This is a genomic window from Staphylococcus sp. Ze2 (genome assembly GCF_048568365.1).
Lineage (GTDB): Bacteria > Bacillota > Bacilli > Staphylococcales > Staphylococcaceae > Staphylococcus > Staphylococcus xylosus.
In genome coordinates, this window is record NZ_CP183486.1 from 1,756,047 (window position 1) to 1,774,449 (window position 18,403).

At 32.3% G+C, this 18,403-nt stretch carries 18 protein-coding genes; all 18 read left to right on the top strand.

Annotation, left to right across the window (positions count from 1 at the left end):
* Positions 1-9: 9 nt before the first annotated feature.
* The 18 genes from ACM591_RS08310 (at position 10) to ACM591_RS08395 (ending at position 18,383) form a co-directional block, all read left to right on the top strand.
* Positions 10-1,008 (top strand): NAD(P)H-dependent glycerol-3-phosphate dehydrogenase, encoded by a 999-nt coding sequence (locus ACM591_RS08310; protein WP_029377250.1) that lies wholly within the window; start codon positions 10-12, stop codon positions 1,006-1,008.
* 169 nt (positions 1,009-1,177) lie between these two features.
* Positions 1,178-1,450 (top strand): HU family DNA-binding protein, encoded by a 273-nt coding sequence (locus tag ACM591_RS08315; RefSeq protein WP_002483248.1) that lies wholly within the window; start codon positions 1,178-1,180, stop codon positions 1,448-1,450.
* A gap of 322 nt (positions 1,451-1,772) precedes the next feature.
* Positions 1,773-2,345 (top strand): heptaprenyl pyrophosphate synthase subunit A, encoded by a 573-nt coding sequence (locus ACM591_RS08320; protein WP_029377251.1) that lies wholly within the window; start codon positions 1,773-1,775, stop codon positions 2,343-2,345.
* 1 nt (position 2,346) lies between these two features.
* The gene (locus ACM591_RS08325) at positions 2,347-3,048 is read left to right on the top strand and encodes a demethylmenaquinone methyltransferase (protein WP_029377252.1); all 702 of its coding nucleotides are present in this window, start codon (positions 2,347-2,349) and stop codon (positions 3,046-3,048) included.
* A gap of 25 nt (positions 3,049-3,073) precedes the next feature.
* Entirely contained in the window at positions 3,074-4,027 is a 954-nt protein-coding gene (locus ACM591_RS08330) for a polyprenyl synthetase family protein (RefSeq protein WP_172606477.1), read from the top strand.
* Positions 4,028-4,176: 149 nt separating this feature from the next.
* Positions 4,177-4,626 carry a nucleoside-diphosphate kinase gene (gene ndk / locus ACM591_RS08335; protein ID WP_029377254.1) on the top strand — a complete coding sequence of 150 codons (450 nt, stop codon included), beginning with the start codon at positions 4,177-4,179 and terminating at the stop codon, positions 4,624-4,626.
* A 323-nt stretch (positions 4,627-4,949) separates the two neighbouring features.
* Positions 4,950-6,116 (top strand): chorismate synthase, encoded by a 1,167-nt coding sequence (gene aroC, locus ACM591_RS08340; RefSeq protein WP_029377255.1) that lies wholly within the window; start codon positions 4,950-4,952, stop codon positions 6,114-6,116.
* Positions 6,117-6,154: 38 nt separating this feature from the next.
* Complete coding sequence (aroB, locus tag ACM591_RS08345; protein WP_029377256.1) at positions 6,155-7,222, top strand: 3-dehydroquinate synthase; 1,068 nt, start codon at positions 6,155-6,157, stop codon at positions 7,220-7,222.
* A gap of 9 nt (positions 7,223-7,231) precedes the next feature.
* Positions 7,232-8,530, top strand: coding sequence for a 3-phosphoshikimate 1-carboxyvinyltransferase (aroA, locus tag ACM591_RS08350; RefSeq protein WP_029377257.1), 1,299 nt, complete (start codon positions 7,232-7,234; stop codon positions 8,528-8,530).
* A gap of 4 nt (positions 8,531-8,534) precedes the next feature.
* The gene (locus ACM591_RS08355; protein WP_029377258.1) at positions 8,535-9,782 is read left to right on the top strand and encodes a tetratricopeptide repeat protein; all 1,248 of its coding nucleotides are present in this window, start codon (positions 8,535-8,537) and stop codon (positions 9,780-9,782) included.
* Positions 9,783-9,800: 18 nt separating this feature from the next.
* Positions 9,801-10,361 (top strand): YpiB family protein, encoded by a 561-nt coding sequence (locus tag ACM591_RS08360; protein WP_326025771.1) that lies wholly within the window; start codon positions 9,801-9,803, stop codon positions 10,359-10,361.
* A gap of 4 nt (positions 10,362-10,365) precedes the next feature.
* Positions 10,366-10,968 carry a DUF1405 domain-containing protein gene (locus tag ACM591_RS08365; protein ID WP_029377260.1) on the top strand — a complete coding sequence of 201 codons (603 nt, stop codon included), beginning with the start codon at positions 10,366-10,368 and terminating at the stop codon, positions 10,966-10,968.
* A gap of 36 nt (positions 10,969-11,004) precedes the next feature.
* Positions 11,005-11,700: a zinc metallopeptidase gene (locus ACM591_RS08370; RefSeq protein WP_029377261.1), complete on the top strand. Its 696-nt coding sequence runs from the start codon at positions 11,005-11,007 to the stop codon at positions 11,698-11,700.
* A 300-nt stretch (positions 11,701-12,000) separates the two neighbouring features.
* Positions 12,001-12,318 carry a nucleotide pyrophosphohydrolase gene (locus tag ACM591_RS08375; protein WP_326025769.1) on the top strand — a complete coding sequence of 106 codons (318 nt, stop codon included), beginning with the start codon at positions 12,001-12,003 and terminating at the stop codon, positions 12,316-12,318.
* A 31-nt stretch (positions 12,319-12,349) separates the two neighbouring features.
* Positions 12,350-13,498: an N-acetyl-alpha-D-glucosaminyl L-malate synthase BshA gene (gene bshA / locus ACM591_RS08380; protein WP_326025768.1), complete on the top strand. Its 1,149-nt coding sequence runs from the start codon at positions 12,350-12,352 to the stop codon at positions 13,496-13,498.
* Positions 13,491-14,690, top strand: coding sequence for a CCA tRNA nucleotidyltransferase (locus ACM591_RS08385; protein WP_029377263.1), 1,200 nt, complete (start codon positions 13,491-13,493; stop codon positions 14,688-14,690). The genes bshA and ACM591_RS08385 overlap by 8 nt, the downstream gene beginning before the upstream one ends.
* Positions 14,683-15,654 (top strand): biotin--[acetyl-CoA-carboxylase] ligase, encoded by a 972-nt coding sequence (locus tag ACM591_RS08390; protein WP_038678511.1) that lies wholly within the window; start codon positions 14,683-14,685, stop codon positions 15,652-15,654. The genes ACM591_RS08385 and ACM591_RS08390 overlap by 8 nt, the downstream gene beginning before the upstream one ends.
* A 29-nt stretch (positions 15,655-15,683) precedes the next feature.
* On the top strand, positions 15,684-18,383 hold the full coding sequence (locus tag ACM591_RS08395) for a helicase C-terminal domain-containing protein (protein ID WP_038678509.1): 2,700 nt from the start codon (positions 15,684-15,686) through the stop codon (positions 18,381-18,383).
* Positions 18,384-18,403: the final 20 nt, after the last annotated feature.

Here is an 18,403-nt window from a genome sequence, read left to right on the forward strand (position 1 = left end):
GGGGATTCCATGTCTAAAGTAACTGTCTTTGGTACGGGAAGTTTTGGTACGGCATTGGCGAATGTCTTAGCAGAAAATGGACACCAAGTTTTAATGTGGGGAAAAAATGAGCAAACAATCAATGAGATTAATTCACAACACATTAATAGCAAATACTTAAAAAACGCACAACTTAATGACTCAATCGTAGCAACATTAGATATCAATAGCGCTGTATCATTCTCAGAAGTCTATTTAATGGCGTTACCGACAAAAGCAATGAGAGAGGTAGCGAAGTCAATTGATTCACTATTAACTTCTAAAAAGACCTTTATTCACGTAGCTAAAGGCATCGAAAACGAAACATATAAACGCGTTTCTGAAATGATAGAGGATTCAATTTCACCAGAGCATAATGCAGGTATTGGTGTACTTTCTGGACCAAGCCACGCTGAAGAAGTTGTAATTAAACAACCAACTACAGTAGCAGCTTCATCTAAAACACCAGAAGTTAGTAAATTAACACAAGATCTTTTCATGAATGATTATTTGCGTGTGTATACAAATGATGATTTAGTAGGCGTTGAACTAGGCGGTGCATTAAAAAATATTATCGCAGTAGCTAGTGGTGTTATATCAGGAATGGGATTCGGTGATAACGCTAAAGCAGCGCTAATGACTAGAGGTTTAGCTGAAATTAGTCGTTTAGGTGAAAAACTAGGCGCAGATCCAATTACTTTCTTAGGTTTAGGAGGCATTGGGGACTTAATTGTAACTTGTACCTCAACCCATTCTAGAAACTATACACTAGGTTATAAATTAGGTGAAGGTAAATCACTAGATAAAGCATTAGACGAAATGAACATGGTTGTTGAAGGTATATACACAACAAAATCTGTTTACCACTTAGCAAAAGAGGTCGATGTAGATATGCCAATTACTGCCGCACTTTATAGTGTATTGTTTGAAAATAGACCTGTCGATGAAAGCGTTAAAGACTTGATGGGCCGTGGAAAGAAAGCAGAATAACGAGGTATTATTACACTTTTTAGTTAATTTATATCAATTAACTGTCAAAATCCTATTATTTCAACGTTTTTTGCGCATAAATCATTGCAGTAGCAGTAATCGTTGTGTTAAAGTCATAGCATAATGATATTAAGTTATCATTATTAACCCTAGGGGAGGTGAATTCATAATGAACAAGACAGATTTAATCAATGCTGTTGCAGAACAAGCTGACTTAACTAAAAAAGAAGCTGGCTTAGCTGTAGACGCAGTATTCGAATCAATTCAATCATCACTTTCTAAAGGTGAAAAAGTACAATTAATTGGATTCGGTAACTTCGAAGTACGCGAACGCGCTGCTCGTAAAGGCCGTAACCCTCAAACTGGTAAAGAAATTGATATCCCTGCAAGCAAAGTTCCAGCATTCAAAGCTGGTAAAGCTTTAAAAGACGCAGTAAAATAATTCTTTACTTAAAGTAAAGCCCTTTTATAGGGGCTTTTTCTTTTTTTATAGAGAATTTTTTATAAAGCTTTAAATCATATATCTTTTAACTTTATAATTGTGATATCATTCGAAGTAGCGATTTTAAATAATTGTGGAAATACAACTACTGAAAATTTATGAGTTTATCGAACAACTTTACATATAACAATTACTCTATTACACAAATAAATGAGTATTTTAAATATATATTACATAAATATCCTTTACTTTGATTTACGTTGATTTTATTTTTCTCTATATAATGTTAATATGTATATGGATAATAACGTGAGGTGTGAACATGGAAACAACATTCAGCATATTAGAAACTCAAATTGCACAGCGACTCAGCAGTGTAAATCATTATGAACCAATCTATATCAATCAAGCATTAGCAGAAATACTTGATTCTTATGATATACCTCAAGAAGCTAAATTAGCTTGCCTCACAATAGATACCGCGATGCGTCACCTAGACGAAGTTTCGACTACATTATCGTCTAAGAAATCTATTTTAATTGGCGACTTATTAAGCGCTCATTTTTATACATTATTAGCAAAACTCAATGACCCAATTTATCAAAAAGAAATTAGCACAGCAATTGTTGAAGTAAATGAAATGAAATCTACTATTCATCATACCGCAATTGATAACAATGACATCAGTGACTATATTTTAAAAGTAGAAAATACTTTTCCGTTTATTACGATTAAAAGATATGTCCCCGACGTTAATATTAATTTTATCAATGACAAAATGATAGCGAGTTTAGCTGAACATCATCCTTCTTACTTAAGCGAATTTTCTAAAGAAAAACTAGATGGTTTTATAGATAAATTAAAAGCTGAAATACATTCAAAAAGAGGTAATTAACATGGCAGATAATAAAGCAAAAAAAGAACAAGTACACAATGTTTTTCAAAATATTTCTGGTAAGTATGATCGACTCAACAATATCATTAGCTTTGAACAGCATAAGACATGGAGAAAACGTGTTATGAAAGAAATGAATGTCAAACCTGGTAGCAAAGCACTAGATGTGTGTTGTGGTACTGCTGATTGGACTATCTCATTAAGCAAAGCAGTAGGGCCAACTGGCGAAGTGATTGGCGTTGATTTTAGCGAAAATATGCTTGAAGTAGGTAAGAGCAAGACATCAGACATGCATAATCTAAAACTTGTACATGGCGACGCGATGAATTTACCATTTGAAGACAACGAGTTTGATTACGTGACTATTGGATTTGGTTTAAGAAACGTTCCTGATTATTTAGCAACTTTAAAAGAATTAAACCGCGTTTTAAAACCTGGCGGCATGGTGGTTTGTTTAGAAACTAGTCAACCAACGACACCAGTTTTCAAACAATGCTATAAACTTTATTTTAAATTTGTAATGCCTATATTTGGTAAAATATTTGCTAAGTCCAAAGACGAATACGAATGGTTACAACAATCTACATTCGATTTCCCAGATAAAGAAAAATTGAAACGCTTGTTTACACAAGCTGGTTTCAGCAACATAAAAGTCCGTAGCTTTACAGGTGGCGTTGCAGCAATGCACCTTGGCTATAAATAAAATGAATCAACCAAAGGTGATTAGCGTGGCAAAGTTAAACATGAATAGTGAAATAAAAAAAATTGAAAAGCAATTAGAACAATCTATAAAAAGTAACGACCAAATTCTTGAATCAGCGTCATATCACTTGTTTGCATCGGGAGGTAAACGTGTTAGACCAGCCTTTGTAATCTTAAGTAGCCAATTTGGCAAAGAAAGAAACGAAGAAGTCTATCGTGTTGCGGTAGCACTTGAACTTATTCATATGGCAACGCTGGTACATGATGATGTTATAGATAAAAGTGATAAACGAAGAGGTAGCTTAACTATAGCTAAAAAATGGGATCAGAATACAGCTATACTTACAGGTAACTTCTTATTAGCTCGCGGACTTGAGCACATATCTAACATCGAAGATACTCGTGTACATAACGTCATATCAAGTGCAATTGTAGAAGTTTGTATGGGCGAGTTATATCAATTCCAGGACCAATTCAATGGCAATCAAACAATTATTAACTACTTGCGAAGAATTAATCGTAAAACAGCATTGCTTATTCAATTATCTACAGAAGTAGGTGCGATTGCTTCGGGAGCAGATGCTAAAACAATTCGCAATTTAAAATTGATAGGGCACTATATTGGTATGAGTTTTCAAATTGTCGATGATATCTTAGATTTCACGAGCACTGAAAAAAAATTGGGTAAACCAGTTGGTAGTGATTTAATGAACGGCCACCTTACACTTCCAGTACTGCTTGAGATGAGAAATAACGAGGAATTCAAAGTAATTATACAGCAATTAAATGCGAATAGTAGTCAAGAAACGTTTGACTATTGTATTAACCATGTGAAGAATTCTGATGTCATACAACAGTCCCAGGCAATCAGCGACAAGTATTTGGATAAGGCACTTAACTTAATTGATCAATTGGAAAATAAAGATTCAAAACCATTATTTAAGAAACTAATTAAAAAAGTTGGAAAAAGAAATGTGTAACTTGTGTGAAAAGCATTGAAAGCGCTTTAATTACCTGTTAATATATTAATGTGCTTCAAAACATACTTTTATTTTGATACATATATAAAAATATATTGTTCAAAAACCAAAGTGCATTGATACATAACAAACAGGGGGATAAACACACAATGGAAAGAACATTTTTAATGATTAAACCAGATGCAGTGCAAAGAAATCTAGTAGGAGAAATTATTTCTCGTATAGAAAGAAAAGGGCTAAAACTTGTAGGTGGTAAGTTTATGACTGTACCACAAGCACTTGCTGAGGAACATTATGCAGAACATACAGATAAACCTTTTTATAAACATTTAATTAGCTTCATTACATCAGCACCAGTATTTGCAATGGTTGTCGAAGGGGAAGATGCTGTGAATGTTGCTCGTCACATCATCGGCAAAACAAACCCGTCAGAAGCAACTCCAGGTACAATTCGTGGAGACTTAGGTTTAACTGTAGGCAGAAACATCATTCATGGTTCAGACTCAGTAGAATCAGCTAACAAAGAAATTAATCTTTGGTTTAAATCAGACGAATTAAGTGATTATACTGCGTCACGTGAAACATGGTTATATGAATAATTAAATTACTAATAAAACAAAATTCAAGATTAGATTGTCTTAAACTATAGATAGACGATGATGTATACCGATATAGGGTAAACATCATCGTTTTTTGTATTTTAACATGTCGAATTAATTAAAATTATGGTATCAAAACTAAAAAAAGCAAAATTCAATATTAATAAAAATGTTTAAATGTTACACTAAAAAATAACATTCTAACCGTAAAAATTTAAGAAGATTCTTCATTTGTAAATTTTTCTGTTAATTTGAACAATTGAATATGATAAGATATAGAACATATAACAATTTAAAGTACTAAAGAACGGAGTGGGTAAAGTATGAGATATTTAACTTCTGGTGAGTCACACGGACCACAGTTAACTGTAATTATTGAAGGTGTTCCAGCAAATTTAGAAATCAATGTTGCTGACATCAATGAAGAAATGTTTAAGAGACAAGGCGGTTACGGCCGTGGAAGACGTATGCAAATTGAAAAAGATGCTGTTGAAATCGTATCTGGTGTAAGAAATGGCTATACTTTAGGAAGCCCTATTACGCTTATAGTAACTAATGATGACTTTACACATTGGAAAAAAATTATGGGTGCAGATCCAATCAGTGAAGAAGACCAAGACAATATGAAACGTGTAATTACTAAACCTCGTCCTGGACACGCAGATTTAATCGGTGGTATGAAATATAATCACAGAGATTTAAGAAATGTCTTAGAACGTTCTTCAGCAAGAGAAACAGCTGCTCGAGTTGCTGTTGGTGCAGTTTCTAAAATATTACTCAAACAACTAGATATTAATTTTTATAGCAGAGTAGTAGAAATCGGTGGCATTAAAGATGACATAGAATATGATATCGATACAATTAAATCTAATATTGATAAAAATGATGTGCGCGTTGTTAATGATAAAATTGCACAAGCTATGCGCGACAAAATTGATGCAGCTAAAAAAGCTGGCGACACAATTGGCGGGGTAGTTCAAACTATTATAGAAGGTGTACCTGTTGGGATAGGTAGTTATGTACATTACGATCGCAAACTTGATGGTAGAATTGCTCAAGGCGTAGTAAGTATCAACGCTTTCAAAGGTGTAAGTTTTGGCGAAGGTTTCAAAGCCGCAGAGAAGCCAGGTAGCGAAATACAAGACGAAATATTATATGATACAACAAATGGTTATTATAGAGGTTCAAATCACTTAGGTGGTTTTGAAGGTGGTATGTCTAATGGTATGCCTATCGTAGTCAACGGTGTAATGAAACCTATTCCTACGCTTTACAAACCTTTAAACTCAGTAGATATTAATACTAAAGAATCATTCAAAGCGTCTATTGAGCGTTCTGACAGCTGTGCTGTACCTGCTGCAAGTGTCGTTGTTGAAAACGTAGTCGCTTTTGAATTAGCAAAAGCATTACTCGAAGAGTTCCAATGTAATCACATTGAACAATTACAATCACAAATCAAGGAACGTCGCTTATTAAATATTGAATACTAATCAATAAATTAAAATTTATGAAATAATTAGGTGATTATATGAAATTAGAAACCACTTATAAATCTAATAACTATCCAATTATCATTGAACATCATGCCCTCGATCAATTACATGAATATATTAAAAATTATCAAGATGTTGTCCTTGTTATTGATCAAAAAGTTGAAAATGAATGGAGTCATATCACTGACTTCATCGCCAGTGAACATGAAGCACATAAACTTATCATACCTTCTGGTGAAACAACGAAGACGCTATCGTTTTATGAAGAAACGATTGAATCGTTGTTGAGTAAACAACTAACTAGAAACACTTGTTTAATAGCTATTGGAGGTGGCGCTACTGGTGACTTTACTGGGTTCCTTGCCGCAACTTTATTAAGAGGTGTCGATTTTATTCAAGTACCAACTACCATCCTAGCTCATGATTCGAGTGTGGGTGGTAAGGTTGGAATCAATTCTAAACATGGCAAAAATCTTATTGGTGCTTTTTATAGACCTAAAGCAGTCATTTATGATTTGAATTTTTTAAGTACATTACCCTATTCAGAAATTTTAAGTGGTTATGCAGAAGTATATAAACACGCTTTATTAAATGATATTGAATCGGTAAATCATATTGAGGCGCAGTACTCGGATGAACAAGCACTTAAATCACTTGATGAAATCGAATATTATTTATACAAAGGCGTTCAAACAAAATTGAACATCATTGTAGAAGATGAAAAAGAATCAAACGTCCGCAAATTTCTTAACTTGGGACATACATTTGGCCATGCCGTTGAATATAAATTTAAAATTCCACATGGTCATGCTGTTATGATAGGTATTGTTTTTCAATTTATAGTTGCGAATTTAGCACTAAACAAATCATTTAATATTGCACATTATGTGAATTATTTAAGTGATTTAAACTATCCATTAGATATCGTTAACGATTTAGAATTTGATTCTTTATATCAATTAATGCTAAATGACAAGAAAAATGATGAACAAGGTGTGCAAATGGTACTACTCAATGATATTGGAGATCCAATTGTGAAACACGTTGATTACACGACTCTTTCTAAAGCTTTTGCAACATTTAAAACATATTTTAATAAGTAGGTGACTGATTTGGCAAACAGTAAGACGATAGACATTAACGGACCGTTAGTCGGTGAAATCGAAGTACCTGGGGATAAATCCATGACTCATAGAGCGATTATGCTCGGTTCTTTAGCCTCAGGAAAATCAACAATATATAAACCACTACTTGGTGAAGATTGTTTACGTACTGTTGAAATATTTAAGTTATTAGGTGCTGATATTAAAGTATCCGAAGATAAAATAGATATTGATTCACCAGGATTTAAGCATTTTAAAACACCTCATCAAGTTTTATATACAGGTAATTCTGGTACAACCACACGTTTGGTTGCTGGTTTATTAAGCGGTCTCGGCATAGAAACTGTGCTATCTGGTGATGAATCAATAGGCAAACGACCAATGGACAGAATTATGAAGCCTTTAAAATTAATGCAAGCCAATATTACAGGCATCGATAACAACTATACGCCTTTAATTATCAAACCAGCTAAAATCAAAGGTATTGCATACGAAATGGAAGTTGCTAGCGCACAAGTTAAAAGTGCAATACTATTTGCAAGTTTATTCGCTGAAGAGCCAACAACAATTAAAGAATTTGATACTTCTAGAAATCATACAGAAACGATGTTCCAACAATATCAAATCCCTGTTTCTACAAAAGACAAATTGATAAGTATGCCTGCACGTGGCATTGACCATATCAAACCTGCAGATTTTCATGTTCCAGGTGATATATCTTCAGCAGCATATTTTATTGTTGCTGGCTTGATAACACCTGGAAGTGATATTACAATACACAATGTTGGCATTAACCCAACTCGTTCAGGTATTATTGATATCGTGACACAAATGGAAGGGAATATTACCTTATTTAATCAAACTGATGGACCAGAACCAACTGCATCCATACGAGTTCAATACTCTCCAGACATGAAGCCTATTCATATCGATGGTGACTTAGTACCTAGAGCAATCGATGAAATTCCTATCATTGCTTTGCTTTGTACACAAGCTAATGGTACGAGTGTAGTTAAAGAAGCTGAAGAATTAAAAGTAAAAGAAACTAATAGAATTGATACAACCGCTAATATGTTGAATTTACTTGGTTTTATGTTACAACCTACTAATGATGGCATGATTATTCATCCATCTGCTTTAGAACAATCTGCAACTGTAGATAGCTTTACAGACCATCGAATAGGTATGATGTTAGCAGTTGCATCACTTTTAACCGATGAGACAATTACAATTAATCAATTTGATGCAGTTAATGTTTCTTTCCCAGGATTCTTACCAAAGTTAAAACAATTAGAAAAAGAGGGATAAAAGCATGGAAGATATCTATAAATTAATAGATGATATCAACTTACAAAAATTAGAGAACCTAGATACACGTGTTAATGATGCATTAAGTTCCCCAAAGGACGATGCTTTATTTATTCTAGGTGAAACATTATATAATTATGGATTGATGCCACAAGGTCTAGAAGTATTCCGTACCCTTTACCATAAATATCCTGATGAAAGTGAATTACTAATATACTTTATCGAAGGATTAATGGCTGAAAATCATACAGATGAAGCTTTAGAATATTTAAGTGAAGTTGAAATATCAACAGAACGCTTAATGCTTGAAGCAGACTTATATCAACAATTAAATATGCTTGAAGTTGCAATTAGTAAGCTTGATGAAGCGATTGATATTGAGCCAAATGATCCAATCATACATTACGCACTTGCTGAGATATTATACTTTGACGGACAATATTTACGTGCAACTTCAGAATATGAAACCGTGCTTGAAACGGGTGAATATGAAGTGAATGGTGTAAATCTATTTTCTCGTTTAGCCGATTGCAGCTTGCAAAGTGGTAACTATAGTGACGCAATTAAAATGTTTGATGAAATTAGCGAAGATGAAATGGATTCAGAAGATTATTTCAAAAAAGCTATCGCTTACGAAAAAAATGATCTCTCACAAGAAGCTATTAAATTAGTTCAAACATTATTATCTAAAGATCCTGATTTTCTGCAAGCATATTTCTATCTACAACAGTTATATGAAAACGAGCATAATCACGCCGACGCGATTGAAATTGGTAAAGAAGGATTAAGATTAACACAATTCTATAAAGAATTAATGGTATCAACTGGTAGCATCCAAATAGAACATGGCGACGCTAATGAAGGTGTTCAATTACTAATTCAAGCACTCGAAGTTGATAACGCGTACCAGGAACCATTATTGATATTAAGTGATTTATATAGACAAGAAGAAGATTATGAGTCACTTATTGGATTATTGAAATATGTAGATGAAGAAGACTTAGATCCAGTATTTATGTGGCATCTTGCATATGCATTAGGGCAAGAAGAACGTGATAAAGAAGCACAGCATTTCTTTGAATTAGCATACGACACGTTACAAACACAATCTGCATTTTTAAGCGACTATTATTTTTATGTAATAGAAATCGGTCAAATTGAGTTAGCTAAAAAGCTATTAGACCAATTAGTTGAATTAGAACCATCTAATGAAACATGGCATGATGAAGCAGAAAGACTGGCGTCTTTCTAGTATAGGAAGGTGAGTTAAATGTTTGATACCCTACAGCAATCAAAAGCAACTTTCATAGAGTATTTACTCTTTCAATATGAATTCAAGTCTAGGATTAGTGTATGGGTATTGAACTTGCTTAAATCTTCTCCAGAATTACTACAAAATATACATTTTGTAGATGAACGTATCGATGCACATAATACGCTTGAAATTTCTATGATACACACTGAGCAATATGGTATTAAATTTAATTATAAAAACCAAGAATTGATTAATAGTAATGAGATTTTCGAGCATATCGCTCTCAATCAATTATCCTTTGATATTAAACTGAATTTTAATGTTAAACAAGATAGGGAAGCGAGATTAGATGACTTACTCATTAAACAATTATTACATTCACCATATTATGCTTTATATATTCAAGACATCTATCAAATTCCGCTTTCAAAACAAAGTGAATCTTCTATTATCACACATTTACAGGATAATATTGATTTAAGCTTACAATTACATGATAGCGATTTGTTTTATCAATTATCACAAATCCTTAATACTTTTAAGTTAAGAAATGTAAATATAACAACGAAGGATTGACAGTATGAATATAAAATCACTTTGGGAATTAATGTTGTATCACAAAGGCATACTATACTTTTTACTTTTGTGTAACTTGTTAGGCACAATTTATGGTTATATTTGGTACGGTGAGCAATTAAGTATTACTGAAACTCAATTTAAAATATTTGTACCAGATAGTCCGACCGCGTCACTATTTTTATGTTTCGTACTTGTTACTTTCATATTAGGTAAGAACATCCCAGTGTTTGAAGCTCTTGCTTTCGTCTCACTTATTAAATACGGAGTTTGGGCAGTTATAATGAATATAATCATGTTTATTCAATATGACACAGTTACAATCACAGGATGTATGCTCATACTCTCACATGGTATTATGGCTATCGAAGCATTTATATTTTATCCGAGATTTAAAATTTCAATGATGAGTTTTATTATTGCTATGATATGGGTGTTTCATAATGACATTATAGATTATGTATTTATGCAATATCCTTATTATGATTTTATTGCAAGTCATTTAGAAGCTGTTGCTTACCTCGCGTTTTGGTTAAGCGTAATTCCATTAATACTTTATTTATATTTAACTCGATTTAAAAAAGATAAAATATTTGACCGTCATTGATGTTCACAGTAAAATGTTTATAAAGGAGTGAGGTTTTTGTCTTTTATCTATATGATTATATACTTTGTTATTTTAATGGTGCTGCCTCTATGGGCACAGCATAAAGTTAAATCTAATTACGAAAAATATTCACAAGTTAGATCAACAAGTGGAAAGACTGGTCAAGAAGTTGCTTTAGAAATTTTGCATGCAAATGGTATCTATGATGTTGATGTGGTAGAAGGAAAAGGTTTCTTAACTGACCACTACGACCCAAGAAAAAAGATACTTGTACTATCGCCAGCCAACTTTAGTAGACCTTCTGTTGCTGGTACAGCTATTGCTGCTCATGAAGTTGGCCATGCAATCCAACATGCGCAAGGTTATTTCTTCCTAAGATTTAGAACATCGTTAGTACCACTGGCAAATCTTGGTAGCTCAATTGGTTATTTAGCCGTTTTTGCAGGTATTATTTTAACAAGTTTACAAAGCACGTTAGGTTCAACTGCACTTTGGATAGGAATTGCATTCATGTCATTTGCTGTTCTTTTCTCTATTGTTACACTGCCGGTTGAATTCAATGCAAGTAGTAGAGCTATGAAACAAATTCAAAGCTTAAACATTGTTAATGAAAAGGAATATCGTCATGCCAAAAAAGTGCTGACAGCTGCAGCAATGACTTATGTTGCATCAACTGCAGTAGCTTTAGCGGAACTTGCAAGATTTATCCTTATCGCTAGATCTAGTGAATAATAATATGAATAAAGTAATAGAATCTAATATTTGAGGCTAGGACATTATAAAAATGTTTTAGCCTCCTTTTTTATGCTAAATTTGATAGGTTACTTTGTTTAACTCAAGTTCAGTATGTCATAACATCTTTGACACCATATAAAATATCAAGAAACACTTTTGAAATCCCACAAATTATACTAGCTAATTAATTTATTTAAATGTGTATGTCATAAGCCTTAAGTGTTGCAGGAATAATGCATGAAACATAAAATTAGTCTATACTATATAAGAAACCTAAAGGAATGTGAGGCGTTTAAAATGAAATCTATGAAAGATATGCAAACAGAAGTTGATGACTATATTGGTCAATTCAAAACTGGATACTTTTCTCCTTTGGCAAACCTTGCGCGTCTAACTGAAGAAGTAGGTGAATTGTCGAGAGAAATTAACCATTATTATGGTGAAAAAAAGAAAAAATCGTCAGAAACTGAAAATACAATTAAAGCAGAACTAGGTGACAATCTATTCGTATTAATGTGTATTGCGAATTCTTTAGATATAGATTTAACTGAAAGCTTTGATGAAACAATGGAAAAATTTAATACTCGAGATAAAAATAGATTTGAACGTAAATAATATAAACAATTAAGAAAGGATGTTCCGCCTTATGAAAATAGGCATCACTTGTTATCCATCTATGGGTGGTTCAGGCATTATAGCTACAGAATTAGGCATAAAACTTGCTGAACGTGGACATGATATTCATTTCATCACTTCCAATATTCCTTTTAGAATACGTAAACCATTACCAAATATTACATTTCACCAAGTAGAAGTGAATCAATATGCAGTTTTTCAATACCCACCGTATGATATTACACTAAGTACTAAGATAGCAGAAGTGATTAATGAATATGATTTAGATTTATTACATATGCACTATGCAGTTCCTCACGCAGTATGTGGTATTTTAGCAAAACATATGTCTAATAAAGATATAAAAATTATGACTACACTTCACGGTACAGATATCACCGTTTTAGGCTATGATCATTCATTAAAAAATGCTATTAAATTCGGCATAGAAGGTAGTGATATCGTTACAAGTGTAAGTCAATCACTTGCAGAGCAAACATACGATATCATTGAAACAGATAAACGCATTGTTCCAATATATAATTTCGTTAGAGAGAAAGAGTTTCCTGTTAAACCAGATCAAGCAACAGAGGAGGGTGAACGTTTGAAAGCTTGTTATGGTATAAAGCCAGGTGAAAAGGTATTAATACATGTATCTAACTTTAGAGCAGTTAAAAGAATTGATACAATTATAGATACTTTTGCAAAAGTTCATCAAGCGATACCTTCAAAGTTAATCTTATTAGGTGATGGTCCAGAATTAATGGATATGAAGCAGAAAGCACGTGATCTAGATATTGAAGACGCAGTTTTATTTTTAGGAAAACAAAATTGGGTAAGTGAGTTCTATCAAATATCAGATTTGGTATTACTTTTAAGCGAAAAGGAAAGTTTCGGGCTGACTTTACTAGAAGCTATGAAATCTGGCGTGGTTCCTATTGGTTCTACAGCAGGAGGTATAAAAGAAGTCATTAAACATGATGAAACTGGCTTTATAGTGGATGTTGGAGATAGTAAACTAGCGAGTGAATACGCAATTAAATTATTAACAGATGCAAAAATTTATAAATGCATTCAAAGAAATATGTTGAAAGATGTATCAGCTCGTTTCTCATCTGATTTAATTGCAGATCAATATGAATATTACTACAAAAAAATGTTAGAGGGTAACAATGACTAATACTTTATTTGAAAAAGCTAAACCCATTTTAGAAAGTCTACAATCACACAATTTCCAAGCATACTTTGTAGGTGGGTCTGTTAGAGACTATATCATGAATAAGTCAATTCACGACATTGACATCACAACAAGTGCTACTCCAGATGAAATCGAGTCGGTATTTGAAAAAACTATTCCCATAGGTAGGGAACATGGCACGATTAATGTTGTTTACCAGGGTGAACAATACGAAGTGACAACTTTTCGTGCTGAAGGTGAATACATCGATCACCGCCGACCCAACGAGGTCTATTTTGTAAGGAATTTATTTGAAGATGTGAAGCGCAGAGATTTCACGATGAATGCGATTGCTATGGATATGCAGTATCAAATACATGATTACTTTCATGGACAACAAGACATTGCTAATAAAATAATCAGAACCGTGGGTGATCCGTCAGAGCGCTTTAATGAAGATGCACTTCGTATCATTAGAGGACTACGTTTTCAATCTCAATTAGGTTTTGAATTAGATATTGATACTTATAACGCAATGGAACAACATATTTCAGATATTTGTCATTTATCAATTGAACGAATCGTTGTTGAACTTAAGAAGTTAATGCTTGGCAATGCTATTAAACAAAGTTTTAACAACCTAAGGCAATTCCAAGCATTTTCTTACATGCCATTTTTTAAACATTTTGATTTATCGAAAGTTACCATTGAACAACCAATGCCAATTACAGTATTTATTGCATTATTAAAAGTTCAACAACCTGACATGACTTCAAATATTTCAGATTTGAAAATGAGCAACCAAGAGAAGAAATATATTGATAAAGTCGTTCAAATAATAGAAAATATGCCTAAAGTACAAACAAAAGTACAACTTAAATTATTTGTTTATGATTATGGTAAAGAAGATATATTAGAAGTATTGAGTTATGCTGATACTTTTAGAGAAAATCAGATAGCAACAAACTCTCCATTTATCATAAATAGCAGAGCAATTGTAGGAATGGCGCAAGTACTGCCAATACACTCGAGAAAAGAAATGGATATCAACGGCAAAGATATTTTAGCATTAGTTGATAAACCCAGTGGACCGTGGCTCAAATCAACATTACGAGAAATTGAGTGTGCCATTATAACAGGTGAAGTGAACAATTATAAACCTGAACTAATAAAGTGGGTGAAAACACATGTCTAAATATAGTAAAGATGTGATACACATGTTGTATCAATATCAACCTGAATATATTTCAGGTCAATTTATCGCTGAACAGTTATCAATTTCCAGAACTGCTGTAAAAAAAGTTATAGATCAACTAAAATTAGAAGGTTGTCAAATCGAATCAATAAATCATAAAGGTCATCGGTTAATACAACTACCAGATAAATGGTATAGTGGAATTGTTATACCTAGTATAAAAACACAGCAGCTATTTAAGCATGTTGAAGTATTTGAAAATGTAGATTCCACACAGTTATTAGCAAAACAAAAATTAGTAGGAAATACTGATACATTTTTAATACTTAGTGACGAGCAGACCAAAGGCAAAGGCCGTTTTAATAGGCCATGGTTATCCACACGAGGAAAAGGTTTATGGATGTCAATTGTATTACGTCCAAATGTTCCGTTTGATATGATTACAAAGTTTAATTTATTTATGGCTTTGGGAATTCGTGATGCTATACAAGCTTTTAGTGAAGCTCCAGTTTCTGTTAAATGGCCGAATGATATTTATATTAATAATAAAAAAGTTTGTGGTTTTTTAACAGAAATGGTAGCCAACAGTGATGGTATAGAAGCGGTTATTTGTGGTATTGGTATCAATATGAACCAAACACAGACAGATTTTGAGGGTGAATTGTCACAAAAAGCGACGAGTATGCGTATACAAGGAAATGAAAAAGTAAATCGCTACGAATTTTTAAAATTACTTATACAACAAATAGAATATCGTTACACACAATTTTTAAAAGAGCCGTTTGCCACAATTCGTCAAGAATATATAGAAGTATCCAACATTTGGGATAAGCAATTAAAATTCACTGAAAACGATAATCAGTTCCAAGGTGAAGCAATAGATATTGACAAAAACGGCTATTTAATTGTTAATGATGAACATAACCAACGACATCAATTAATGAGTGCAGATATCGAAATATAAACAAAATAATGATGAAAGGAGGAATCGATATGACAAAAACGTGTTATGCTGTTGTCGACTTAGAAACAACAGGTAATCAATTAGATTATGATGAAATTATTCAAATAGGTATTACATTTGTGCGGGAAAATAAAATTATTGGCACTTATCATTCAATGATAAAAACAGATTTAGAAATTCCTCCTTTTATTCAAGCTTTAACGTCAATAGAAGAAGACATGTTAAATCAAGCGCCATATTTCCATGAGGTTGCAGAAGATATATACAAGCAAATAGAAGATTGTATATTTGTTGCACATAATGTCGCTTTTGATTTGAATTTTATAAAAAAATCGTTTAAAAATTGCAATATTAAATACCGCCCCAAAAAAGTTATGGATACCTTGGAACTATTTAAAGTTGCCTTTCCAACAGACAAAAGCTATCAATTAAGTGAATTAGCAGAGTCTCACGGCATTGTTCTAACAAATGCACATAGGGCAGATGAAGATGCTGCAACAACAGCAAAATTAATGGTGATGGCCTTTGACAAATTCGAATCACTCCCGTTAGATACACTTAAACAACTTTACTATCTCAGCAAAAATTTAAAATATGATTTACATGATATTTTATTCGAAATGGTACGAAATCATAGCGTTCAATCTCTAGACAAACAATATGAGCAATTCGAACAAATTATATATAAAAAGCAAATCGACTTTAAAGCACCGACTGTTAATTTTAGTGGGACATTAAAAGAGCTATACACACACATAACTAAAGAGTTAGGTTTAACATATCGACCACAACAGTTATATCTGTCTGAAATTATTTTAGAACAACTCATGAACAGTGAAAAAGCAATGATTGAGGCTCCTTTAGGAAGCGGAAAATCATTTGCCTATTTGCTAGCTTCTCTCATGTATAATATAGAAACTGGCAAACATGTAATGATTTCTACGAATACCAAATTATTACAAAATCAGTTGTTAGAAAAAGATATTCCAGCGTTAAAACGAGCGCTAGATTTCAAAATTAACGCAACTTTAATTAAAAGTAAGCGAGACTATATTTCATTAGGCTTGATTAGTCAAATATTAAAAGAAGATTCTAGCAACTATGAAGTTAGTATTTTAAAAATGCAGTTGCTTATATGGATAACAGAAACAGCTACAGGTGATATACAAGAATTAGATTTAAAAGGCGGACAGAAGATGTATTTCGAACAAAAATTAGAAACATATGTACCTGTCCGCAATGACATTAATTATTTCAATTTCATTAAGCGCAATGCACAAAATATACAAATAGGTATTACAAATCATGCACATTTAATACATGCTGCACATGATAATTCAATTTATCAATTATTTGATGACTGCATTATAGATGAAGCACACAGATTACCAGATTACGCTCTAAATCAAGTTACAAACGAACTCAGTTATTCAGATATTAAGTACCAACTAGGCTTAATAGGTAAGACAGAAAATGAAAAACTTCTTAGATCTATTGATAATTTAGAACAACAAAGAATATTAGAGAAATTAGATATACCACCAATAGATGTATTTGGTTTAAAAACTACAGTCAATGAAATTCACGACTTGAATGAAAAACTATTCTCAACAATGTATGATATCATTCAAGCTTCAGAAATTCAGGATGACGAAGTTCATAAACTACATTTCGTTTATCACTTTGATGTCACACCAATATTAAATGATTTACATGCTATTATTCATAAATTAAATATGACATTGGAATTTTTCAATGGAATGAGTCATAAATCAATTAAATCTGTGCGCAAGCAATTTTTATATATTAATGACCGTTTTAAAGAAATTGAGCAAAGTCTCAAAAACAACCATACAAGTTACCTTTCAATCAAAAACTTAAATCAAAAATCAACGATTAAATTAAATGTGAAAGATTATGGGGTGAAAGAAATACTAACAAAACAAGTGTTAGATAAATTTAATTCACTCACTTTCATTTCAGGTACATTAACTTTTAACCATACGTTTGATAATTTCAAACATTGGTTTAATAAAGATATAAACTTTAATACTTATGAAATAGACTCTACTGTAATGTCTCAAAATCAAACTACAGTATTCATACCAAATGATGTAACGTCTTATAATTATAAAAATATTAATGATTACGTAAGTTCAATCGTCAATTATGTGATTGAATACGTAAATATCATCGAATCTAAATGTTTGATACTTTTTACAAGTTATAAAATGATGCACATGGTACAAGAATTATTAAATGAATTACCTGAATTTGAGGATTATGTCATATTGACACAACAACAAAATCAAAATTATAAAATAGTTCAGCAATTTAATAGTTTTAATAAAGCAATATTACTGGGCACGGGAACTTTTTTCGAAGGTTTTGATTTTGAATCAAACGGAATTAAATGTGTCATGATTGCTAAATTGCCATTTATGAATCAAAACAATACTAAATATTGGCTTATGGAATCAGAGTTTACATCAACTTTTAAAGAATATGTTTTACCGGACGCTGTCACACGTTTCAGACAAGGACTGGGTAGATTGATACGTAATGAAAATGATAAAGGAATTATTGTATCTTTTGATGATCGGTTAATTAGAAGTAACTACAAACAATTTTTCGAGCAATCTTTAGAAAGTTATCGCCAAAATAAAGGAGATATCAAACAATTTTCGAGCATCCTTAAAAAATTAAAAAAAGATGAGAATAACCGATAAACATTGCGTTCACAACTAGA